The sequence below is a fragment of the Micromonospora sonneratiae genome (genome assembly GCF_042679305.1).
Lineage (GTDB): Bacteria > Actinomycetota > Actinomycetes > Mycobacteriales > Micromonosporaceae > Micromonospora_H > Micromonospora_H sonneratiae.
Window position 1 is genome coordinate 94,564 of sequence record NZ_JBHTMP010000013.1, and the last position, 23,192, is coordinate 117,755.

Consider the following 23,192-nt stretch of genomic DNA (forward strand, 5'->3'; position numbering starts at 1 on the left):
GCAGATGATCGAGGGGACGGGACAGGGCTTTCCGAGGCCGACGGCTGGACGGAGCTGCCGTACAAGGTGTTCTCAGCTAAGTCTGACTTTTGCTTTAGCTTGCTCCACGCGCAGCGTGGGGTTCTGAACGTGAGCCTGGGGATGACCGTGCTCGATCGTGTTGGTCATGCTGATGGTGGTGGCTACGCATGGTGCGGGTGGGGAACCGGTCCGGCTGGGGTGGCGAGGGCGGCTTGCCGCCGGATTGACCGGAGCCGGTGGCGGCATGGGCATCAACGTCCTGAGCAACGATCTCAAGTACCCGGGGGTCGGAGGCTGATTCCGTCGCAAGAACCTGTCTACCGATGGCTCCACGCTCTTATCCCATACTGTCCGCTATGGACTTACGTCCGTGTCATCCTGAACCACGCCCAACTCCTTGCTGAGATCACCTCCCTGAGGGCTTGACGAAGTGCCATTTCTGGGTCCAGAAGGGCCGGCCCGCAGTCGGTGGGGTTGCCGCGTCCGCCGCCGCCTGCGGTGAGTGATACAAACAATCATATATTTCCAGGGCTGCAGCCTTCTCCATTTTCGCCTCGGGGACGTCCAGACAGAGCCCGGACTGCAGGTTTTTCAATTGGTTATCATCTGTGTAGATCCATCGCTTCCCGCCGTCGTCATTACAGTCCCACAGCTGCAGTCTTGCATGCTTCTCCGTACTGTTATTGACGATGTCCAAGCACTTTCCCAGTACGCGCACTGTGTTGTCTGAATGCAGCGTCCACAGTTGACCTTCTGTTTCGCCGAAGTAGTCACAGGGCCACAACTGGATGACGTCACCATTTTGACCCCGATTAAACTTGTCGTCGACACACATTGTGGTTCCGTTTTTAGGGTTGGTAACGGTGATGAGGTGGCGGGAGATGAGTTCAGTGAGCGGCTTGCTGGGCGCTGTGTTCGACGGGGTCTCAGACGGTTCCCCCGAAGGCTTTCTGGATGCTTCGGCCGAGCCTTTGGATCTCTCGTCATTAGGCGTGAAGCCGGAAACTAGGGTGATGACTGCGGGAACTGCTGTCAAAAGGGTGGCGGCCACTGCGCCGGCGGCGATCTTTTCTTTGCGAGTCCAGGGCTCCCTCCGTCGTTGCGGCGGCTTATCAGAAGGCGGCTCGCTGGAGTTCGGTGAACACGATGGAAGATTATTATGTGACGGCCTCACAGAATCCTCACCGAAAATCCGGACATCTACAGTAGAAGTACTGTACACGGAACGGACAACATGAACCAGCAGGGCGATTGTGCAGTCGGTCGGCGAGTAGTGCCCCACGGGCGTTTCAAGATTATAAGTATGGTGTGAGTGACTGGTCGCAGTCTGGCCACAGTGGCGTGTCGCGTGGCGAGGTAGGGACGAAGCTCCGGTAGGACGAGGTCTTCTCATGGATCTTGTCTTCAACGGAGCTTCGTCGTGGTGCAGTGTGTCATGTCCGACGCTGATGTGGCGTCGGTTGCGGGTGTCCCGGTAGCTCAGGCGTGCGCTGACCTGCTGGAGTTGCTGTCCGGGGTGTCCGACGGCCGGTCGTCGCAGGGCCGGGATCATTCGGCGGCGGTGGTGTTGGCGCTGGTCGCGGCGGCGACGGTGGCGGGGATGACCGGGTACACGGCGATGGCGGGCTGGGTGACCGACGTGCCACAACCGGCGTTGACCGACTTGTACCTACGCGCCGGTGTGCTGCCGGCCGGTCGGCCGTCGCGGTCAACGCTGTGGCGGGTGTGCACCGATACCGATCCGCAGGACCTGGACACCGCGATCGGGGCCTGGACGACGGCCCGCCGATCGGGTCTCGATCCGGTCGCCGAGGCCTCGCCCGAGAACGATCCGGCACCGCAGTCCGCACCGGCTGACCTGGTCCGCTTGGACGGCGAAACCGTCTGCGGCGCCGTCGACGCCGACGGGCAACAACTACACCTGCTCGCGGCGTTGGCCGGGGGCGTCGAGCCCGGTACACCGGTGGTGGTGATCGGCCAGGTCGACGTCGCCGGGGCCAAGACCAACGAGCCGGCCCGCGCCCGGGACCTGCTCGAGACCCTCGACCTCGACGGCAGGACCGTCACCGCGGACGCGTCGCACACCGTCAAGGCCACCGCCGAACTCATCCACGCCCGCAGCGGCCATTTCCTGTTCCCGGTCAAGGAGAACCGGCGGGCCCTGTTCGACGCCCTCAACACGCTGCCCTGGCCGAGTGTGCCGGTCGCCGCCAGTCGCATCGATACCAGCCACGGGCGGATCACCCGACGCACGATCCAGGTCCTGCCCGCCCGCCCGGCCTACCGTTTCCCCACGTCAACCAGGTCTGGCTGATCGAACGCTACGTCACCGACGCCGCCGGTCGGCACCTCAGCGCCGCCGCCCAACTCGGCGTGGCCAGCCACACCCCCGAGCAGGCCACGCCCGCCCAGATCGCCGCCTTCAACCAGGGCCACTGGGCCATCGAATCGCTGCACTGGATCGGAGACACCTGCTACCGCGAAGACGCCAGCCGAGTCCGTACCCGCAACGGACCCCGCGTCCTGGCCTCCATGCCCAACCTGGCCATCAACGCCCTCCGCCTGGCCGGACGCTGCGACATCACCGAAGCCACCCGCTGGGCCAGCCGCAACATGACCAGACCCTTCACCATCCTCGGACTCACATCATGATCTTGAAACGCCCGTGAGTAGTGCCCTGAGCTTAGGCGTCGGAAATCGGTTTCGTTGGGTAGGAGATGGGTCGAGCTGGTGGTGCCCGTGCCCTTGCCTTCGCGTTGAACCTCTGCGGTTAGTGATCGGTAGAAGTCGGTCTCGCTGTCCTGTTGACGCTTGCCGGCGGCTCCGATCCACCACCAGGCCCTTGCTGCGTTGATCTCTGCCTCGAAGTCCGTGAGATGGTGCAGCTCGCCGACAGCGCCTCGAAACACACCAGTTTTAGCCTTGAACCAGACGCGGTCCTTGATCGCGATGATTCGCTCGGCTCCATGGGACGCTACCTCTTCTGGTACTTGCTGTGCCTTGGATACGAGAGGGTGACCCATTGTGTCGAGGGGCTGTTCGAGTGGGGGAAATTACGAGTAGCGGTGTCTCGGTGGAGTGAAATGTGAATGTGTAAAAAGGTGGTCAATCTGTCTTGGAGAAGCCGCCGAGCTCGTCCAACTCGTCACGAGACATGCCGGTTAGGAGGGCGACGGAGCTTGCGGTAGAGCCATCGAGTTGCCGCAAGGCCTGACTGACCGCTGTTTGAATCTCTGAGCGGTGATTCTCGATGTATTCGCGTATCGCTATGTCAACCACCTCCTTCTTGGAACGCTTGAGGAAGTGTGCTGCATGCGAGATCAATTGGTCTGTCTGGGCGTCTACCTTGATTGGCGAGGCGGCGGCAGCCATGACTTCTCCCTACAGTGGCTCAAGGTACCCAGGTACCAAAGTACCAGGGGGCATGGTTTTGGCTGAGTGGTTTGGCCAACCTGGTCGACGCGGCGTCGAGTATGGGCGGGTTGTCGGATTATGCCCAAGGGGAACAGGTCAGGGACGGCCGAGGCCGAGTGCGTTGAGCGCGATGGCGGCCGTACGGGCGCTGACGAGGTGTCGGACGCTGCCGCTGTGCGGTTGGCCAGGTAGGCCGGCCTCGTGGACGTACAGGTGGCAGCCGGTGTGGTGGTAGCGGATGCTGACCGGTTGCCCGGCGTGGTGTTGGGCGAGCCGCCGAATCAGCGGGACCGGGTCTTCGACCAGCGGGGCAGGCTCCGGCGTCTGTGGTACGGGGATGCCCTGCTGAGGGTCCTCGGGTACGGAGTTGTCGGTGGCGTTTTCGAGATATTCGAGGAAGTACGCGGCGGCGGCCTCGGGGCTGCGCTGTAGCGGCATCAGATCGGGTCGGATCGCTCGTTCGGGCGGGGTCATCTCGACGTTCCAGCCTTCGCCGTGGATCAGGGCCGGGTCGCCCTCGTTGAACCGGTGGTCCTCCAGGGTGAGTACGAGGGTCTGGTGCAGGCCGAGCACGAGGCGGATCAGGCCGGTCAGCGGCATGCCGGCTGGCGTAACCGCGCTGACCAGCATTCGGGCAGCGGGGTGCCCGCCGCAGGCTTCGGTGATGTAGCGGGCCACCGGGTCGATCCCGAGTTGGTTGACGGTGACCGTACCCTCGCGGAGGTCCTGGCCGATGTCGTGGTCACCGTCGAGAAAGGTGAGGTCCGCTGCTCGGGCCTCGATGATCTCGGCCCAGTGTCGGAGCTGGTAGCAGACGGGAAGCTGGAAGATCGGTTTCCCGCCGGGCTGGTTGCCGACCTGCGGAACTTCCGTCGGCTCCTCCGGGACCAGCCAGTTGAGGTGCACGGTGGCATCGCCCAGGTCGGTGAGGGTGACGACCGCTCCCCGATAGTTGCGATGACTGTCCCGACAGGTGTGGCACCGCATCCTGGTGGGAGCGACTCCGGCACCGGAACAGCCGGGGCAGTCCGGGTCGGGTGACTGGTTGCCGAGGGTGCACAGGCACGGCCGGAGCCGGTGCTCGGGTGCGCAGTCCGGGCAGGGGTCGTACGGGATGGGCTCGCCCTGCCACCCCGGAGCCGGCGGCTCCCAGGCGCGGACCAGCGTGGTCACGCTACGGCGTACGACCTGCCCGGTGGACTGCTCCGTCATCACCTCGATGGTGTCGGCGTGGCAGAGCCGGGTGTGCCGCCAGCGGCCGTCCCGCCAGATCGCCTGTGCGCCGGGCGCACTGCCGGCGATACCGTCCAGGTCAGCGTGGACACGTTGTTCGAGCTGGTCCAGGTCGACCGTCGGGGGGCCGAGACGCTGCGGCCGGTTGGGGCGCAGGTAGTACGCGGGGGCGGTCCGGGCTCGGTCGGCCAGGCCGTGCATCGCGTCCTGCACGGTGGCGGCGGCTACCGCCTTGCGCAGGTCATCGGACCAGCGGCGGGTCTCGGTCGGCACGCCGCCGTCGGGGAGTTCGTAGCGGATGTCCCAGGCCAGGCCGCCGTGCCGGGCCCGCCGAACCTCCACCACCAGGTCCAGGCAGAGCAGGTCCGCCAGGTGGCACAGCCGGCCCAGTTCGGCGGCCAGGTCCCGGGCCGGTGTCGGGGTGAGCCGGCCGTGGTAGAGCCGCCACGGATGCCAGGTGTGCCGGGCGATCGCCTCGCCCTCCAGGCGCTGCCGTTCGGCCAGTGGCAGGCCGGGCCGCCAGTCGGTGGGCAGCAGGATCGAATAGTCGCCGATGTTGCCCAGGCCGTACCCGTCCCGGCATTCGACGGCTCCCACCTCGGCGGCGAGGGCGGCGATGATTGGGGTCAGGGCCAGCTCCCACCGCCCGCCGACGTTGCGTCGCGGTTCCATTCCACCGGGTACGACGTTCGCCGAGCGCACCGCGCCGGTGTCCAGGTTGGCCACGGTGAGTACGAGCTGCGCGCGGCGCTGGCCGGTACGCCGGCAGGGGTGGCAGTCGTACGCCACGTAGCCGCTGCCACCGCACTGCTCGCAGCCCTGGTAGGCCTGACCGTCCGCCAGTTGGCCGTCGTCGGCGTCGACGAGGAAGCGGTTGCCCCACTGTACGCAGCGGCACAGTTGCAGCATGCGGGTCCGCCCTTCGCAGTGGTCACACACCACCACGGGCGGCGAGAACATCCCCAATGTCACGACCGTCGACCACCTCGGGGCAGACACGCACCCTCGTGACCGGGTCGCCGGTCACAGCGCCGCCCGCCATCGATCAGCAGGTCGCAGAACACCCGCTGGTGGCGGCCCTGCTCGTCCTCCAGCGACACGGTGGTTTCGCCGCCGTCCAGCCTGTCCAGGAACGCCAGCGACCGCACCAGCGTCCGCGTGAAGATCAGCGCCGCACTCATGTCCGCTGCCGTGAACGGTAGATGTGCCACGAACCGCGCCGAGTCGACCGGCGCGACCTCACGTACCTCACCCACGAGAAAAGATCACCCTTTCCGCAGCTCAGAGGGAATGAAGGGGGCGGCCCGACGCCTTGCCGCCGGGTCGGGCCGCCCACGCCGCCAACGGGGAATCCCGGGGTACGGGGATGGCAGCGCGTACAGCAACGAACCGCAGCCGGGACATACATCTGTCTTCGGCTCCTCATCGGACTGCGGTCCGGGTAGTGCCTCCCACAGGATGCACAAGTCTGACTTTGATATCAAGGGTTGCTAGTCGAACACTCATCGTGTTTAGTTTGTGTCCGATGTCGACGTGTCGTTGGTTGAAGGAGTCGTCGTGGCTGTACGCGCCTCAGATCCGTCCACTTCGCACGAGTCGTCCCCGGGTGTGCTGACGTCGCCCATCGTCCAGGGGTGGGAGTTGGGCATACGGCTGCGCCAGCGCCGCGAGGAGATCGGTCTGACCGCGACCGCCGCCGGTCGCGCAGCGGGCATCATTCAGGCGTACGTGACCGGCGTGGAGACGGGCAAGGTCAAGCTCCCGGCCAAACGGCTGGAACAGCTCATCAAGATCTACGAGCTGGAGCCCGACGACGCGGCCGAGTTGGAGGCGCTGCGTGCCGGTGCCGCCCAGCGCGGCTGGTGGCACGAGTACAGCCAGCTATTCCCAGCCGAATTCATCCGCTTCCTCGGCTACGAGGCCGGTGCCGAGCGAATTCGCTGCTACACCACCGAGGTAGTGCCGGGGCTGCTCCAAACCGAGGACTACGCCCGTGCAGTAATCCGAGGCGGCACCACCACCATCCGGCTCACCGAGGTGGATCGTCGGGTCGCCGCGCGGATGACCCGACAGGCTCGGCTTACCGACGACCAGCCGATCCAGATCAGCGCGGTGCTGAGTGAGGCCGCGCTGCGTCAGCAGGTCGGTGGGCCTGCGGTGATGCGCGACCAGCTCGACCACCTCGCCAAGTTGATGACCGAGCGGCCGGAGCAGATCGAAGTCAGGGTGATGCCCTTCACCGCTGGGGCGCATCCCGCCTTCGGTGGTCCGTTCCAGATCCTCTCCTTCGCATCGCCACGGCTGCCCGACCTGGTCTGGGAGGAGATCCTGACCTCCATCGACATCATCGACCAGTCGATCCGGGTGACGGACTACGTCGTGACCTTCGCCGAGACACGGGAACTCGCGTTAAGCTCGGAGGACTCGCTCGACCTGATCCGGCGGATCGCCAAGGAGATGACGTGACTCCCCTCGACAGTGCACCCGACCGAGACTGGTTCAAGTCCTCTCGTAGCGCTGACAACGCCAACTGCGTCGAGGTGCGGTTCGTCGATGACGCTGTGGGCGTACGTGATTCCAAGGACCGCGGCGGCCCGGCGCTCGCCTTCAGCGTTGCCGCCTGGTCCGGCTTCGTCGCCACCCTCAAGGCCGACGCGACTCGGCTTTCTTGACCTCGTCGCGTTCCTGATCTCACCGGCTCGTGCCCGGCGGCCACCGCGCCGTCGGGCGCGATGTTTTTCGCCGGGTGTGACTTCCAGTTATCACGATTCTGAGGACGTTGTCCCTCAGCGGCTTCCCTTGATCTGCTTCCCCATAGGCAACATCGTCGCTGTGAGTAGAGAGTTCTTGACGGGTGCTGGACGGGGCTGATCGTTTTACCTGTTGATGACGCTGAGTGATTTCGGTGTTGCCGTCGGGGAAGTAGAGCAAAGGAAACGGCATCGGCAGGTAAGCGGGCTGACGGATGGTGCCTGTTCGGGTACGGTCGGTTCGGAGCTTCGATGTCCATTGGGGAGGGACTGGCGATGGCGTCCGTGGAACAGGTCAAGGCGGGAGTGGCCCAGTTCGGCGACCAGACCGCTCAGCAGATGACGCAAATTCGGGCGGTGGCCGAGTCGATGGAGCAGACAGTGGCGTTGCTGCGAGCTGTCACCAGCGGCACCAGCCACCCTCGGGTGGCTGAGGCGTTGACTCGAATGGAGCAGGTTAAGCAGAAACTGCACGAGGCGGCGTCGATCGCGCAGGGCGCGGTCGACGCGACGAGAAGCTACGTCGCAGGTTTCTAGGAGAGCAAGGGGTACGCCATGTCGTCCGTCATCGTTCCCGTCGGACTCTCCATGGGGCCACGCTTCCGGTACGTCCGACCGCCGGACCCCACGCCGGAGTGCTATGAGATCCATCTTGGTGATGACCTGGTGGAGTTGACCGAAGCTGAGGCGGCGGTGTGGGCGGCAGCCTTCATCGACCCGGAGTCACACGCGAAGTTGGCGGTCAACCGAGCATCGTTGATCCGCCTTTTGGAGACCGCGCCGAAACCGGAGCGCCGAGCCGCCGAGATTGTGGATGACCTGCTCAAGCGTGGTCTGCTGGTCGAGTTTGACCCGGATGGCGACCTAGAGCCGGTATTCCATCGTCATAAGCTCCTGCCGCTTGGTCAGGGCCTCGGGTCCACACCCGAGGAACCTCACCTACACCGCATCGGCTTCGCCGGGAAGGCTGCCGTCGCACTTCCTATCCAGGTCTTCACGCAATGGTCATATGCGTACCTTCACGCCGATCTGTGGGAAGCCTGCGTGTTCTACGCCGACGAGTCGGAGGACGCGGAGGAAGGCGAGGAGCTATTGAACCTAACGCCAGAAGAGGTTGCTCGTGACACTGCGTTGAACCTACCGATGATGATCTCGACCAGCACCGCCTTCCTGGACCCAGTCGTCGAGTCATGAGATACGGACGGCAGCAGCGACGCGGACAGCGGAGGGAGCGGCCGTTCGCGCGGCGGTTGGGGTACGAGGGGGCGAAGGAGGGCCTCGGCAAGCTCGCTGAATGGGGTGGGGCCGCCCTCGGAATGCTGCTCGGGGTTGCTGCCACGCGGCACGGGTTGCCGGTGAATCCGTCGGTGGCTGCGACCGGTGGTGCAATCATCGGTGGTCTGGCTGGTTCCAGCGGCAAGGTCGTTGTCGCGGCGGCCTTGGACCATCTGCGTGAGCGGCGCGAGCAGCGGGCGTTGGAGGGCGGCTCCCAGGGCGGCGCGGCGCGTGCTGGTGGTCGGCGAGGCTGGCGGCGGGGGAGTGGCAGGGGTCGGGTCCGCACTCCGAGGGTGGCGCATTTCTGGAGTGGCCCGATCGGTGGGGCTGGGCAGATCATCTCTGGGATCGGCGATGTCATTCAACAGCTTGAGCGGGCGCATGATGCGCTGGACGACATCACCAAGGCGATGGGTAAGACCCATGACAAGGTGATGATGGTGCTTTCCGGTGGCCGATCAGATGTCGTCCAGAAGACCCATGCTGATCTCACTACCGCCCGCACCCACGTCGAGGATTCGCAAACCGAGCTGCGGCTCGTGAACGATGCCCTGCGCGGCTACCTGATGGGTGTTTGAACCTGCGTCCTGCTTACCAGGGACAGGTTGTGAACGGTTGTTGTCGCGGGAGCGACAACAACCGTTCACAACGACAGCCGTACGACCTGGGAGATTTGCGACCTACCGCTACAACTGCTTTAGGGCGGTAAGGACCGCCAACCAGAGGGTCAAAGATGCGACGAACGCGGTTCCGCCATACTTCACGGCTCCGGCGAGGCCAGCGCCCGTGCTCGACTCAAGGATGCCGGCCAGGAGCGCTACGACCAGGGAGAACAGGCCGGCAACCGCGAGCCATAGGTGCCGCGTCTTTCCCGGCATCGGCGACGTCGAGTCGTTCACGAAAAGATTCCCTCTCCGAAATAGGGGACGGGGTCAGCAGAGACGTACGGGTTGTGACGCGGCACCAGAGCACCGCCGAGCAGATGCTCGACCAGGTTGGTACGGGCTTCAGTGGCCGCCCATACGAGCGACCGGTACGCCGTGATCTGGTGATCGAGCGCTCTGAGTGCCTCGCCGATGCGCCGCTGCTCTGCGAACGGAGGTAGTGCGATCGGGAACTGCCCGAGAGATTGGGTGCTGAGCGAGGGGACGATCGCGTTGGACGCGAGACCTTTGATCCGCTCCAAGATTCTGGGCTGCGAAAGGTAGCCCAAGAGGTAGTAAGCATCGATCGTGTCGGCCCTCTTCCGACGTAACCGCAGGAGGTTAGAGCCGAACAGCCAGCCGGTCTGGGTATCCGTAACCAGCGCCGGGGGTCCGATCGTTCCCGACCGGATACAGAGGATGTCCCCGGCCACCAGTCGGAACCGGGCAAGGTCCTCTGCGAGGCGTTGGGAGACTCGATCTTCACTGGTTCCGTCGACGCGGCCGTTGTGCAGGTTTTTTGGAAGTACGACCGGTATCTCGCCTGCTGCCGAGCGTGTCTCGACGGGTAGCCGCGAGTAGGAAGGCCCAGCCTTTACGTCACAGAGCTCGTGTAGTGGAACGTACCGCCAGTCGGTCGGAAGATCTCCGTCGTGATGGTGGGGCCTGAGGAGAGGAACGATGAGTTCGTGCGCCAGCGCCTCGGCTTCCTGTGCCTCGGCATGTGAAAGGGCCAGCTCGTGGACGGCCCTTTCGGCCTCGAAAAGGAGTTTGGAAGGTTCCTCTCGCGTGCCAAGATCCTGGTAGTCGGCTGGGTTCAATGAATATCCGTGGTCGCGAATAACCTCGACCGGGACAGCCGCGCTGAGTCCAACGGTCCCTTCGTGAGTCTGGCCGCTATCCCGGTCAGCCTGAAACGATCGGTATGCGCTCTTGATGACTTGCTGATCCTCGTCGGTGAGGATACGTTGGCCGTTCTCCACCACACCCAGCTTCCCGGCGTCGATGAACAACACCTGGTCGCGCGAGTCCGTCGGATATCTCAAGAACCACACCGACGCGGCGATGGGCGTGCCGGGGAACAGTTGCGGGGGAAGTGTCAGGATGCACTCCACCGCCCCTCGTTCAACCATGGCCTGTCGGATGTTACGTTCCCGGCGATTTGTAGAGATGCATGCGATCTTCGGCAGCACCACTGCTGCCCGTCCGCCAACGTTCAGTGATGCGACGGCGTGCTGGAGCCAGGCGAAGTTGTCGTTTCCTTGCGGCAGCGGGCCAAACGGCCAGCGGATTTCGTCGCGCCGCTGGCCTGTGAACCTGCCCCGGTTGAAGGGCGGGTTGGTAATAACAAGATCTGCTGTGATTTGTGGTCGGTCCGGTCGTGTCCAAGGCGGGGACGGATCATGCTTCAGTTGGGCACGTAGGCCACGCAGGGCCAGATTCATTTCCGCGAGTCGGAGCGTTTCGCGATGCGAGCCCTCGCCGTGGGCGATGACCTGGGAGGGATCGGGGAAGTGGTCCACGAGGGCGGCGAGTGTCTCACCCCCTCGGACGTTTGGATCATAGACCTGCCGTACCAGGCGCTCAGGGGATACCAAGATGCCGGCCATCAGTCGGACGAGGCCTTCCGGAGTGGGTGACTCATTGCTTTCCAGCCGGGCCTGCGTCGCATGTTCGTCGAGTAGCAGCCGAAACGCAATGCGACCTAGTCGGTCCGATGCTTGGATGACAGCGATGAGGTCTCGGGGATTGTGGAACTCAAGCCTGGTCAGTGCAACTCGCATGCCCGGTTCATGTCCTCGGTTGCGAAGCTGGATGTCGACAGAGTCGCCGATTAGCCGTAGGAGTTTGTCCGCTTCCGCTGAACCCTCTTCGGGGATGACCGTCTGCTGGAGCGAGGACCAGGTAGCGGGGGCGGTGGTCCGCAAAACCGTGAGCGAGAACAGCAGATCCAGCGAATCAGTAGAAGATGTCGCGGAAGCGTGAACCCGAGCCTTCATCATTTTGAGGAGATCTTCAACGAGCTGCTGGCTGCTCGCGTCGTCCTCTTGAACCGCAAGGCTAAGTGTTACGCCGCCGTCAAGTGAGCCAGTCCGAGCGGCTAAATTGCGGCGTGCTCGGTCTGCGTAGGTCGTGCCCTCGGGCTCATCCTCGTTGCGAGAGCTGGCCGGGATGCGTCGGTTTTCCCACCAAGCCATGACCTCCCACAGTCGGAAGTACTTGGACTCCCCAGAACGGACCGGTTTTGGAAAGTTGGAGAAGCGCTTCCTCCAGTTGATCACCGCTGGCAGTTGCACCTCGACGAGCCTGGCGAGCTCGGAGGGAGGGACAAGTCGATCGTTGGTGTTGGACTCACTGCTCATCTGGCTCTCCCGAAGCTCCTCGATCTCTGCGGCGGTTTCCACCGTAGGAGTACGGGTCTCACGCGTCAACGAGCATTGCTAGGTGCTCACCGCGTTTGTTGGCTACTTGCGGGCTAGCGAGAAGAGGCAGGCCGTGCAGTCCAGTAGCTCTGAGCTGCTCAAATGCTCCGCTCGGGTGTGTTAACGGATTCAGTAGGCCTTCCAGTGTCCCATCTGAATCTGTTACCCACTTTTCGGGTCCAAGATCGGCCCTTGGCTGGCTCAGCTCGTGGCAAGGGCGACACGGCTGGCCGTCACGCATGACGGACTGGGCCCTCGGTGGCGAGCGCCCTCAATGGGGATCGAGGCTACTGCGGCTCCTGCCAGGCGACGCAGGTGGGACGTTGAGCGCTCTCAAGGAACTCTACGAGCGCGACGCGAAGGGTTGCGAGGCTGACTCCAGAACCAGTCGGATATTCGGTGTAGTCTCCGGCAAACCTAGGTGAGTTGGGCTCGCCGTCCAGGTACATGTATTCGTGGTCGAGATCAGCGAAGCTGAGGTAGCCGTAACGCTGCCATACCCCGATAGTCATGTCGTGATCTGGAATCTCACCGAGGTCCTCGTCGTGGACCATCGGCCGCTTCTGATGCTGGACAAGCGCCGCAGTAGCTCCGGGCTGGCCCAGTGCTGCGATCAGCGTGTCGACATCGTCGGGCGTGTGGACAGTCATCTCGCCGCCGGATTCCTCACCCTCCGGCTTCAAAATCGTCCAGGTTGCGATGAAGCTCATTCCTTGCTCTTTCCTTGGTAGACCCGCCGAGTACCGTCAGGTTCCACGACGGTCAGCTTCGCACCCGCTGGTAGGAACCATTTCAAGAACTTGTCGCAGGTGAAGGGGGCGTTCTTATCCGTGGGTCGCTGACCGCATACCGTCCGGTCAATAACGATCGTCTCTTGTAACCGCCCTTCGGAGCGCATGCGCATCGCGAACTTTACTTCGACGTGTACTGCCAGCCTTGACGCGGCGCGGAGCCGGGCTGGGAAGCCCGCTGCGAACTCCTTGGCTCTCCGATGCCATTCGTCACCCTCCCCGCTGCGCAGGTCCTCCGTTGTGCCATTCGACGTTATCCACTTCCCTCGGGTCTGTGACCCGTGGACACCCCGGGGCAGCGAGGCGCGTACCTGATCGATCAGAGCCTCAGTTCGGGAGCCATCGTCAGGGGTCGGTTGATGTGTGGGCGTGCTGCCAGGACCCAGTGCCTCAAGGTAGGCGCCGATCGCGTCACCCGCCTTTGAGCTGAGTTCAGCGCTTTCCTGAAGACGCTGGATAGATGCCTGGAGCCGGGCCAGGGCCTCGGCGACACGGGGATGGTGGCTACCCCTGGTCAGGGCCAGAAGATGACGTTGGAGGGCAGCAAGTGCAGCGGCGGAAGCCGCCGCCCGCTTGCCGGTACGGGCGAGTTGGTCAAGCACCCTTCGTAGGCCGTCGCCGACCTCTCCCACGTTCACGGCTGAACCCTTTGCCGGTCAGAAGAGGGCGTCGGGGAGGGGAAACAGGCCGTCGTTCAGGTCGGCTGCCGCCGGGCTCGCGCTTTCCGGAGACCGAGGACGAGGTACGGCCTTCGCCTTCTTGCTTGGCTTGCGGCGAGGACCGGAGTGCAGCCCCTTGGCCTGCTCCTCGGCATAACGCTTGTGGTTGAGTTCAAGCAGCCGGTCCAGCACTTCCACCTGAACGCCTGGATCGATGGTGAACCGGGTTCCCTGCCGCGTCTCGTGGAAATCGTGACCGAGCATGAGGTCAGACCAGCCGTAAGCCTCGGCTACTGCCCGGTCGATTTCGACATGGATCTCCCGCAGCCGCCGGATGTCCGCGCTGGCCACGCCCTCGTCGTGGACCAGGTTGTAGAGCTTCGTCAGCCCCAGCCCCCGCCCCAACATCACCGACCGCCGGTACGAATCCAACTCCGTGCCAACTCGATCCATCCACTCAGTCAGCTTCGGGTGAGGAAATGTCTCGTATACGTCTGAGGGGGAGTAGTTGAGGTCTGCCTTCATCGTTGACGAGTGCTTCCAGGCCCAAGAGCTATGGAAGGAACTGCTAAAGAGGGATAGGTGGGCTGACTGGTCCGTGGCGAAGACGCCCAACTTGTGTGAAAGGACCTGCCGAGCGGGCACAAAGGCCGGCATGACGAGCCTGCTGACTAGTGCGATGACGATGACGCGGTCAAGTCCTTCGATTGCCGCGAGCATTCCCGCCTGTCGTTCTCCGAAGCGCCACCACCTCTCCCTATAAGTAGCCCTCTTGTTCCCGTCGCGGACTGGTTTTACGGAGCGCTCAACGATTGAGAGGCAATCAATGTATTTCTGGGCCTTCTCTAGAGGCCAGTCATGGAAGTTGATTGCCCAGCGGCGGGCTGAGCAATCCAGGCGAGAGTTGAGATCCTCCCCGTTGAGATAGGGAAACAGCACCTCCTTATTGAATGCGTGTCTGCTAATTAACTCCTGGGCCTGTTCAGGGGAGACCAAGAATCCGGTTCCAAGGATTAGGGAGCCAATATGAGACTGGCCGGCGTTGGCGGCGAGGCGGTGGGGGTTGCCGGTGACCCGGGACTGGGCGTCCAGCGACGGGGTGATGGCGCGTACCCGGCGACCATCGAGGATGCGTTCCTCGTCGGTACCGGAGTGGCCGAGCCAGAGCAGGGACACCTCCAGAGACGCGGTGCCAGGCCATGGTTGCGACTTGTTGGCTCGGTAGATGGTCCAACCCATGTCGACGGTTTGGTCGAGCCCGACCTCCCGGGTGTCGCCCTGGGCGATGGTGTTGGTAGCGATGATGCCCACCCGGCCCTGTCGCGCCACGCTCAGGTTGCGCAGCAGGAAGTACGAGCACAGGTCAGCGTTGCCGGGCTTGTCGCGGGCGATTCGCTGTTTGAGGTATTCCCGCAGGTCCACGCCGAGTGCGCCGCTGACGCGCTTTCCGCCGACGAAGGGCGGGTTGCCGATGACGGCGTCGAAGCCGGTTCGGTTGACCACCTCGGGAAACTCCAGCGGCCAGTGCAGGGGCCGGATCGGGGCGGGCCGCGAGCCGCGCAGCCAGTCCTCGATGGTGGCGGCGAGCTGCTGTTCCCGCTCCGAGTCGTGCAGTCTGTCCAACACGGCGTACACGTCGTCGCTGATGCTGGTCAGGCGGTCGTCGTACTTGATTTCGGCGTCGTCCTCGGAGTCTTCCGGGTCCCATGGGCGGCGCTGGGGTCGTACGGCGGTGGAAAGCGCCGCGCCCACGACGGCGTCGGCGGCCAGCCGTGCGGTGTGGCCGAGCGCGTCGGCCTGGGCGAGCTTGGCGGCCTTTTCCGCGATGTCCCGCGCGTCTTCGACCACGGTGGACTCGATCGACTCGCGCAGTTCGGTCATCTCGTCGACCAGCTCGTGCAGACGTTCGCTGACCGAGTTGTAGAGCCGGGCGTGCAGCGAGCGGCCGGTTGCCGGGTCGAGGTGGAAGGCGGTGAGCTGGTCGAGGGAGGTGATGCCGACCAGTGAGTCGCCGCAGCGTAGGGCGTGGTCGAGGAAACCGAACGGCTTGCCCTTGGCCAGGGTGACCAGCCACAGCGACAGTTTGGCCAGCTCAACGGCCATGTCGTCGCGGTCCACACCGTAGAGGCAGCGGGCGGCGACCAGCCGCCGGGCGTGCAGCAGCAGGTCGTCCCGGTTGCTGCCGGGCAGCTCGGCCAGCTCGGACGGCAGGCCGTCGCGTTCCCAGGCGCGTACCACCACGTCGGCCAGATAGCGGCAGGCCGAGACGAGGAACGCGCCGGAGCCCATCGCCGGGTCGAGCACCTTGAGTTTCAAGATCTCGTTGGCGGTCTTGGCGCGCCAGACGCCCTCGTCGGCGACGCCCTCGGCCGGGCCGGGGGTGAAGCAGAGCGGGGCGAGCGTGTGGCGTACCACCTCTTCGGCCAGTTCACGCGGGGTGTAGTGGGTGCCGGTGGCGCGGCGATCGCCGAACTGGGTGAACAGCACCGAGCCGGCCGGGAACACCGTGGGCAGGCCGCGCAGGTCGGTGCGGAGCAGCCCCCAGTACGGGCGTACCCGATCGGCCAGCTCGGCGTCGTTGTCGCAGGCCGCGTGCAGCGCGGCCAGCTCGTGCGGGCCGGGCAGGGCAGACCGGGCCTTGTCGAGCTGTCGGGCGGTCAGGTCGCAGCGCTCGGCCAGCCAGGCGCGCAGCGCCTCCTCGCCCTGCTCGGCATGCGCCTCCAGGTCGGCCAGGGCCAGTTCCGGCTCCCGTTTGCCGATCAGCCCCAGGTGCGGGGTCTGCACCCGGGCGACGGCAAACTCCAACAGACCCTCGTAGACGTGGCCGATCTGCTCGACACCGAGGCTGGAATAGCTGAGCTGCTCGGCGGCCTTGCCCCGGTGCCGCAGGATCAGCAGCGCGTCCAGCATCTCGTAGACCACCCGGTCGGTGACCGCCGCAGTCTTCAGCCACGTGAACCGGCTTGGGTCGAACAGCGAACCGCCGTGGGCGGGGATACGCAGGTCAGGATGCTCGCAGCCGCCGTGGACCGCGTCGAAGAGGGCCAGCAGGCGGGGCCAGGCGGCGGTCCGCCGGTCGCCGACCTCGTCGCCGTACAGGTCGCGCACCGTGCGGAGCTGGCCGTAGAGCGTGGCGGCGGCGTACGCCTGCTCGTAGAGCGGGTCGGTCATCGGCAGCAGGCGCTGCTCCTCGGCATAGAGCAGGAAGACCAGGCGCATCAGTACGGTCAGCGCCCCCTGGTAGATCTCCCGGTCACTGGCTTCGGCCAGCAGTTCGCCGCCGGACTCCCGATCGAGACGGGCGAGTTCGGCGACGAAGAGTTCGACCGCCTGGCGTACCTGGTCGCCGAGGGTGGTGGTGACCTGGGTGAGCGCCTCGGCACTGCGGGCGAACAGGCCGGCGAGGCTGGTGGAGGCGTTGCCCTTGTCGTCGGTGGGCGGGGTCAGCACCCGGGGTGCGGCCAGCAGGGTGGCGAAGGCCCGCAGCAGCGCGGGCTCCTCCAGCCACAGGTCCGCGTCGAAGACGGCGGTGCCGGTGGGTTCGCTGGGCCGGGCGTGCACCAGCGCCCAGTGCTGCCCGTTGGTCAGCAGCGCCAACGGCGTACGGGTGTCCCGGCACAGTTGCGCGGCCTGCTCGGTCAGCGCTGGCCGGTCACCCCGTGCCCTGGTCAGCGCCGTGTCGGCCGGATAGCGGTAGAAGTGCAGCCGGGCGGCCCGGCCACCGCCGGGCTGCGGGCCGTACATGACCAGGTCGGGTCGGAAGCCGGCGGCGACGAGGTCGGCGGGCAGGCTGGTGCCATCGGTACGGGCACTCAGCGGATAGCGCAGCAGCTCACCGAGGATCAGTTCGACCCAGGCCGGGCCGAGCAGGTCCGGGGCGTTGCGCAGCTCACCCCAGCCCTGCCGGATACGGTCCCGGACGGTGTCGGGGATGGTGTCCAACCCCTGGGGGAGCGTCTCGGCCAGCACCGGAACCGTCAGGAACGGCCCGTCCGGGCCGAGTAGCGCCAGCCACTCGGCGTGCTGTTCGGCGGTGCTCGGCTGATGCGGGCGGGCCGGTCGGCCGGGGCCACGGCCAGCGGCAGTGCCGGCGGCACGACTGGCACCGGTCCGACTGGCACCGGTGGGACGGCGAGGGGCGGGGATGGGCATCAGCGGTCACCTCGGGCGAGGGCGGCGGGCACCAGGAAGGTGATGGCGGCGGGGAACCAACGGGCGGTGGGGTCGGCGTAGCGGCGGCGCAGCGCGTTGGCCTCCCGTTCCCGCTGGGCCGGGATGCCGTCGAGCCGGGTACGTAGCGCGTCCCGGTCGGCCCGCAACTGCTGCTGTTCCATCGCGAACAGGGTCGGCTGCTCCCAGTGCGGCTCGTCGGCGAGTTTGTGCCGGATCGAGGCGGCCAACTCGGCCAGCACCGCCTCGATCGAGGCGACCTCCTCCTCGCAGCGCTTGGCCAGCAGCCCGTGCAGGCTGCGGGTTCGCTGGTCAGCCCGGTTGGCCAGTGCCTTGCCGAGCGCCTTCTCCAGCGCCGGCCACAGTTCGGCCAGGTGTTCGCGTACCCGCTCGGCCGGAACCTGTTCGGTGGCGGCGGCCAGCAGACGGTCCAGCTCTTCCTGGCGGGCCCGGGTCAGCCGACCGGACTCGATCGGCCCACCGGCGATCACGATTTCCTCGTGCAGCCGGGTGCCTTCCGCGCCGGTGATGACGACCCGGCCGTGGGCGATCACCGCCGGGGTGCGCAGCAGATCCCCGGGTACGACCCGAGCCGTGACCCGGCTCAGTTTCGCCGCCGAGCCCGAACGAGCGTCCCCGACCCCTCTGGCCTGGGCCCACAGCTCGGCCCGCAGCAGTCGCAGACACATCTGGACCAGCCGGTGACCGAGGTGCAGCAGCACCACATCCGTACGCCCCGAGGCGGCGTCCGGGTCGAAGGTGACCGGACGCTCGGCTCCGGTGACCGGGTGCAGGAGCCCGTCGTTACGCGCGGCGGCCCACGCGCCGGGCAACTCGGGCAGCCGGAACCAGACACCGGTCGCGTCCGCCGGGGTCGGCACGTCGATCAGGTCACGACGGTGGGCCAGCCGCAGCCCGGTGCGGACCACCCGTTCCACAGTGGCCGGGGTGAGGTTCAGCTCCGCCCGGCTGCCCTTCAGGGCTTCGGTGAGTTTGTTCAGCTCACGGGCGAGATCGCGTTCTACCTTCAACCGGGCACGGCTGGCCCGGTGGTCGATTTCGACGTCGGTGACCTGCCAGTCGGTCCGCTTGCCGGTCATCTTCTGCTCGACCTGGGCGGCGATCACCTCGCCCGCGCTGCCCAGGTCGGTACGGATCGCCTCCACCTTCTCCACGGCCACGCGCAGGAACGCCAGCTCGTCCTCCAGCGAGCCGGCGGTGTAGTCGACCTGCTGCCAGCCGGCCGGTACGAAGTGCAGCACCTCCACCCGGGCCGCCCGCTGGCCGTGCCGGTCGATTCGACCGTTGCGCTGTTCGAGCCGGTTCGGGTTCCACGGGATCTCCCAGTGCAGCAGCCGATGGCAGTGCCGTTGCAGGTTGATGCCCTCACTGGCGGCGTCGGTCGCCAACAGGATGCGTACCGGGTCGAGGTCGGGGTGCTCGGTGAAGACGTTCTTGACGTGTTCCCGGTCGTCGGTGTCCTGCCCGCCGTAGAGCAGGGCGATCCGTTCCTTCGGATAGCCGGTGGTGAGCAGCCGTTCGTGCAGCCAGCGTTGGGTGTCCCGGTACTCGGTGAAGATGATGACGCGCTCGCCCGACCAGTCGCCGTCGGGGCGCACGATCGGGTCGAGCCAGGCCCGCAGCGCGGCGAACTTGGCATCCGGCCGGTCCTGCGCACCCCGTGCCCAGGTGCGCAGCTCGTCGAGCAGGGCACGCTCCTGCGTCGAGAGCGGCACGGCACAGTGTCGTACGGCGGTCAGCGCGTCCGCCTCGGCGTCGCCGTACGCCTGGTCGTCCTCGGCGGTCTCGGCCAACCGTTCGATCATCGGTTGCAGTACCTTTTCGCCCGCCGCCTGCTCGATGCGGCTCCCGGCGGCGGCGACGAAGTCGGCGTCCCGCGCGGTCATGGTCGCCAGGTGCGTGTCGACGGTTTCCGCGAACGCCTTCGGCGAGGAGAAGAGTCGCCGCTTGAGCAGCGTGGTGACGAAGTCGGCGGCGATCTCACCGGCCCGGCCCTGGGCACCCTCCCGGCGGCTGGCGGCATAGCGGGAGAGCAGCTCGTGGGCGTTGCGTTCGGCGGGGGAGTAGTCGACTTCCAGATAGCCGAGGCGGCGTACCGGAAAGCGCGGGCTGCCGTCCCACTTCGCCGGCAGTTCACTTTTGAGCCGGCGGACCATCACCCGGGCCAACTGCTCGTCGGTGGGCTTGATGCCCCGGGCGAACCGCTGGTCGTCGAGCAACTCCAGCAGCGCGGTGAACGACTCCAGATAGCCGTTGTGTGGCGTCGCGGACAGGAACAGTCGGTGCTCGCAGTGCGGGGCCAGCGTCCGGATCGCCCGGGTCCGGTGCGAGTCCACCGCGTAGCGGCCTCGCCCCGACGGGGCGCAGGTGTGCACCTCGTCGACCACGAGCAGGTCGAACGCCCGGGGATAGCGCGGGGTGGCCGGCAGCACCTCGCGCAGCAGCCGCAGCGGCCGGTCGCGTTTCAACCAGTCGACGCTGACGATCAGCCGGGGGTAGTGCGTCCACGGGTTGGTGTAGAGGCCGCGTGACCTGCGTAGCTCCTTGAGCAGGTCGGCGTCGACGATGCGGAAGTCGAGGCCGAACTTGTCGCGCATCTCGTCGCGCCACTGCCGGGTCAGGCCCGCCGGGCAGACGATCAACATGGTTCGGGCGCGGTGACGCAGCATCAGCTCCTGCATGACCAGCCCAGCCTCGATCGTCTTACCGAGGCCGACGTCGTCGGCGATCAACAGGTTGGTACGCGGCATCGACAGTGCCCGGACCACCGGATCGAGTTGGTAGTCCTCGATCTCGATGCCGGAGCGGAACGGTGCCTGGAGCGCCGTACGGTCAGCCGAGGCGATCGCCCCCCACCGCACCGCGTCGAGGAACGCCGCCAGTTGGCCCGGGGCGTCGAAGCCGCCGCGCGGATCGGGGAGCGTGGCGGTGTCGTGCACCACCCGACCGGGTTCGAGCTCCCAGATCACCCGCAGTTCCTCGTCGCGGGCGTCGTCCTCGACGCTGACCAGCGATATCAGGTGTGGGGCTTGGCCGGTGAACACGTGCGGGTCACCGCTGGCGACCTCGCTGCGCACCACGTCGGCGGCCACCCAGCGGCGGTTGCGGATGGTGACCAGTTGGCCCGGGGCCGGTACGTCGGCCTGCTTCGCTCCGTTCGTCGTCATCGGAGTGTCCAATCGGGCCATTCCATCAGCGCGTGCCTCCAGGTGTCATCGGCGCATCGTCGACCTGTCATCGGTCAATTCGAAAGATCATTTGGCTGACATAACATGTAGATGGTTCGACGCGCAGACGAGCAAGGGTAGTCCACCGTCTACAAGGGAGACCAGGTATGCCGAAGCTTGGCATCGCCAAGGATTTTCTGGCCGATTACGCCAAGCTGCAAAAGCCTGTACAGAAAGCTGTCGATGCGGCGATTGAGAAATTCGGTGAGCACACCCACGCCGGCCTGCATCTTGAGAAGTTGGCCAATGCGAAAGACCCACGGATTCGTACGATCCGGGTCAACCAGTTCTATCGGGGAGTCGTTCTTGCGCCCGACAGTGGCGACGAGTTTCTGCTGCTCACGGTGCTGCCGCACGACGACGCCAACGCGTACGCGGTCAGCCGCCGGTTCACCGTCAACCAGGCGCTCGGCGTACTGGAGGTCCGTAACCAACAGGCCCTCGACGGCATCGAGCCCGCACTGCGTCAGGCCGCCAGGGAAAGTCCGAGCCTGCTGTTTGCCAAGGTCAAGGACGCCGCCCTGGTCCGGCTCGGCATCGACGCCGACATTTTGCCGCTCGTACGACTGCTGACCACCGAGGCGCATCTGGAAGCCCTGGCCAATCTGCTGCCCACCCCGCAGTACGACGCGTTGACCGGACTGGCTGCCGGAATGAGCCCGGAACAGGTGTGGGCCGAGGTCAGCGCCTATTTGCCCACCGGCACCCCGCCAGAAGAAGTCGACACCGACGATCTTGCCGCCGCCGTCGCGCGTACCCCCGACCGGTTCGTGCTCGTCTCCGGGCCGGAGGAGTTGGCCCAGATCCTGGCCCATCCGTTCGACGCGTGGCGGGTCTTCCTGCACCCGGCCCAGCGGGAGATCGCCCACCGCCCGTCGTACGCCGGACCGGCGCTGGTCACCGGTGGCGCCGGCACCGGCAAGACGGTGACCGCGTTGCACCGAGCCGTCTTCCTCGCCCGGCGGACCGCCCCCGAATCGTCGACCGCACCTGAATCGTCGACCGTTGCCGGCTCGGCCGAGCCGTCCGTTCTGTTGACGACCTTCACCCGCAACCTTGCCGACGCCCTGGACCGGCAACTCGGCACTCTCACCGACGATCCTTCGACCCGCGAGCGGATCGAGGTGCTCAACGTCGACCGGCTCGCCTATCGAGTGGTCGCCGAGGCGCTCGGCCGGCAACCCAACGTGGTCGACCAGCGAGAGTTACGGCAGCTCTGGGACACCGCCGCCAAGGCCACCGGCGGAGCGTTCACCGGGGTCTTCCTCGAACGTGAATGGGAGCACGTCATCCTCGCCCAGGGGCTGCGGGCACCGGCCGAATACCTCGCCGCCCGTCGGCACGGCCGAGGCAGCCCACTCCGCGCCGAGCAGCGACAACAGGTGTGGGAGGCGATCCGGCAGGTCACCGACAGCCTGCGCCAGCGTGACCAGCACACCCACCTACAACTCGCCGACCAGGCGGCCCGCCTCCTCGCCGAACGGACGAAGCGGCCGTACCAGCACGTCATCGTCGACGAGGGGCAGGATCTGCACCCGGCGCAGTGGCGGTTGCTCCGGGCGGCGGTCGCCGTCGGGTCCGACGACCTGTTCATCGTGGCCGACCCGCATCAGCGCATCTACGACAACCACGTGTCGCTGGGCAGTCTCGGCGTCGGTGTCCGGGGACGCAGCCGGAAACTGACCATCAACTACCGCACCACCCAGGAGATCCTGGCCTGGTCGGTGCGGCTGCTCACCGGGATCACGCCTACCGGCTTGGACGACCAGCCGGACAGCCTGGCCGGCTACCGGTCACCGATGCACGGCCGCCGCCCGACCGTACGCTCCCACTCTGATCGAGACACCGAGTACGGGCAGCTCGCCGAACAGATCAACCGGTGGCTCGACGGTGGGGTGGAACCGCACGCCATCGGGGTGGCGGCCCGCAACGGCCACCTCGTACGTGCGATCCGGGACAAGCTCGGTGCGGCCGGCATCCCGGTGAGCTCCACCACCGCCAGCAAGACCAACGCGGTACGCGTCGGCACCATGCACGCCATGAAGGGCCTGGAGTTCCGTTGCCTCGCCGCAGTCGGCGTCGACGCGTCGACCGTGCCGGCCAAGGCCGCCGTGACCGCAGCCAGCGAAGACCCGATCGCCCATCAGCACGACCTGCAACGCGAGCGGTGTCTGCTCTTCGTCGCCTGCACCCGCGCTCGCGACTCGCTCTACGTCTCGTACGTGGGCAACCCCAGCCCTTTTCTGGCAACCAGGTAGACCCCGGCTCCCGACCCGCAGAGGGAC

General features: G+C 66.1%; 19 protein-coding genes. 9 read left to right on the forward strand and 10 right to left on the reverse strand.

All coding sequences use genetic code 11. The features are described from left to right. Positions 1–178: 178 nt before the first annotated feature. On the forward strand, positions 179–319 hold the full coding sequence (locus ACFQ4H_RS11215) for a hypothetical protein (protein ID WP_377569855.1): 141 nt from the start codon (positions 179–181) through the stop codon (positions 317–319). A gap of 108 nt (positions 320–427) precedes the next feature. On the opposite strand, the gene ACFQ4H_RS11220 is transcribed toward ACFQ4H_RS11215, so the two are convergent. Continuing rightward, positions 428–1,072: a ricin-type beta-trefoil lectin domain protein gene (locus tag ACFQ4H_RS11220; RefSeq protein ID WP_377569856.1), complete on the reverse strand. Its 645-nt coding sequence runs from the start codon at positions 1,070–1,072 to the stop codon at positions 428–430. 384 nt (positions 1,073–1,456) lie between these two features. Between ACFQ4H_RS11220 and ACFQ4H_RS11225 the strand changes: the two genes are divergently transcribed. Together ACFQ4H_RS11225 and ACFQ4H_RS11230 are read left to right on the forward strand one after the other, a co-directional pair. Continuing rightward, positions 1,457–2,335: an ISAs1 family transposase gene (locus ACFQ4H_RS11225; protein WP_377569857.1), complete on the forward strand. Its 879-nt coding sequence runs from the start codon at positions 1,457–1,459 to the stop codon at positions 2,333–2,335. A 59-nt stretch (positions 2,336–2,394) separates the two neighbouring features. Continuing rightward, on the forward strand, positions 2,395–2,673 hold the full coding sequence (locus ACFQ4H_RS11230; protein WP_377569859.1) for a hypothetical protein: 279 nt from the start codon (positions 2,395–2,397) through the stop codon (positions 2,671–2,673). A gap of 453 nt (positions 2,674–3,126) precedes the next feature. Here the strand turns inward: ACFQ4H_RS11230 and ACFQ4H_RS11235 are convergent, their stop codons facing one another. The 3 genes from ACFQ4H_RS11235 to ACFQ4H_RS11245 all read right to left on the reverse strand — a co-directional run bounded on the left by ACFQ4H_RS11235 (position 3,127) and on the right by ACFQ4H_RS11245 (position 5,924). Next, entirely contained in the window at positions 3,127–3,393 is a 267-nt protein-coding gene (locus ACFQ4H_RS11235) for a hypothetical protein (protein WP_377569861.1), read from the reverse strand. Positions 3,394–3,531: 138 nt separating this feature from the next. Next, positions 3,532–5,640 (reverse strand): hypothetical protein, encoded by a 2,109-nt coding sequence (locus ACFQ4H_RS11240; RefSeq protein ID WP_377569862.1) that lies wholly within the window; start codon positions 5,638–5,640, stop codon positions 3,532–3,534. After that, positions 5,637–5,924, reverse strand: coding sequence for a hypothetical protein (locus ACFQ4H_RS11245; protein WP_377569864.1), 288 nt, complete (start codon positions 5,922–5,924; stop codon positions 5,637–5,639). Before ACFQ4H_RS11245 ends, ACFQ4H_RS11240 begins: the two co-directional genes overlap by 4 nt. Before the next feature lie 301 nt (positions 5,925–6,225). Here ACFQ4H_RS11245 and ACFQ4H_RS11250 point away from each other — a divergent pair, with 301 nt between their 5' ends. The 5 genes from ACFQ4H_RS11250 (at position 6,226) to ACFQ4H_RS11270 (ending at position 9,271) form a co-directional block, all read left to right on the forward strand. Next, positions 6,226–7,134, forward strand: a complete 909-nt coding sequence (locus ACFQ4H_RS11250) for a helix-turn-helix domain-containing protein (protein ID WP_377569866.1) — start codon at positions 6,226–6,228, stop codon at positions 7,132–7,134. Beyond that, a complete protein-coding gene (locus ACFQ4H_RS11255) occupies positions 7,131–7,340 on the forward strand; it encodes a DUF397 domain-containing protein (RefSeq protein WP_377569868.1) in 210 nt (69 codons plus the stop codon). The genes ACFQ4H_RS11250 and ACFQ4H_RS11255 overlap by 4 nt, the downstream gene beginning before the upstream one ends. Before the next feature lie 330 nt (positions 7,341–7,670). Then, positions 7,671–7,955: a hypothetical protein gene (locus ACFQ4H_RS11260; RefSeq protein ID WP_377569870.1), complete on the forward strand. Its 285-nt coding sequence runs from the start codon at positions 7,671–7,673 to the stop codon at positions 7,953–7,955. A gap of 18 nt (positions 7,956–7,973) precedes the next feature. Further along, positions 7,974–8,612 (forward strand): hypothetical protein, encoded by a 639-nt coding sequence (locus ACFQ4H_RS11265; protein WP_377569872.1) that lies wholly within the window; start codon positions 7,974–7,976, stop codon positions 8,610–8,612. Positions 8,613–8,773: 161 nt separating this feature from the next. Then, positions 8,774–9,271, forward strand: a complete 498-nt coding sequence (locus ACFQ4H_RS11270; protein ID WP_377569874.1) for a hypothetical protein — start codon at positions 8,774–8,776, stop codon at positions 9,269–9,271. A 108-nt stretch (positions 9,272–9,379) separates the two neighbouring features. Here ACFQ4H_RS11270 and ACFQ4H_RS11275 read toward each other — a convergent pair whose 3' ends face one another. The 6 genes from ACFQ4H_RS11275 to drmD form a co-directional block, all read right to left on the reverse strand. Further along, positions 9,380–9,592 (reverse strand): hypothetical protein, encoded by a 213-nt coding sequence (locus tag ACFQ4H_RS11275; protein WP_377569875.1) that lies wholly within the window; start codon positions 9,590–9,592, stop codon positions 9,380–9,382. Further along, on the reverse strand, positions 9,589–12,048 hold the full coding sequence (locus tag ACFQ4H_RS11280; RefSeq protein WP_377569877.1) for an N-6 DNA methylase: 2,460 nt from the start codon (positions 12,046–12,048) through the stop codon (positions 9,589–9,591). Before ACFQ4H_RS11280 ends, ACFQ4H_RS11275 begins: the two co-directional genes overlap by 4 nt. Positions 12,049–12,326: 278 nt before the next feature. Then, complete coding sequence (locus ACFQ4H_RS11285; protein WP_377569878.1) at positions 12,327–12,749, reverse strand: Imm1 family immunity protein; 423 nt, start codon at positions 12,747–12,749, stop codon at positions 12,327–12,329. Next, positions 12,746–13,468, reverse strand: coding sequence for a DddA-like double-stranded DNA deaminase toxin (locus tag ACFQ4H_RS11290; protein ID WP_377569880.1), 723 nt, complete (start codon positions 13,466–13,468; stop codon positions 12,746–12,748). Before ACFQ4H_RS11290 ends, ACFQ4H_RS11285 begins: the two co-directional genes overlap by 4 nt. Positions 13,469–13,486: 18 nt before the next feature. Next, positions 13,487–17,641: an Eco57I restriction-modification methylase domain-containing protein gene (locus tag ACFQ4H_RS11295; RefSeq protein ID WP_377569881.1), complete on the reverse strand. Its 4,155-nt coding sequence runs from the start codon at positions 17,639–17,641 to the stop codon at positions 13,487–13,489. Continuing rightward, the gene (gene drmD / locus ACFQ4H_RS11300) at positions 17,641–20,847 is read right to left on the reverse strand and encodes a DISARM system SNF2-like helicase DrmD (protein ID WP_377569883.1); all 3,207 of its coding nucleotides are present in this window, start codon (positions 20,845–20,847) and stop codon (positions 17,641–17,643) included. The genes ACFQ4H_RS11295 and drmD overlap by 1 nt, the downstream gene beginning before the upstream one ends. A gap of 167 nt (positions 20,848–21,014) precedes the next feature. On the opposite strand from drmD, the gene ACFQ4H_RS11305 reads away from it, so the two are divergent. After that, entirely contained in the window at positions 21,015–23,165 is a 2,151-nt protein-coding gene (locus ACFQ4H_RS11305) for a UvrD-helicase domain-containing protein (RefSeq protein ID WP_377569884.1), read from the forward strand. Positions 23,166–23,192 lie beyond the last annotated feature (27 nt).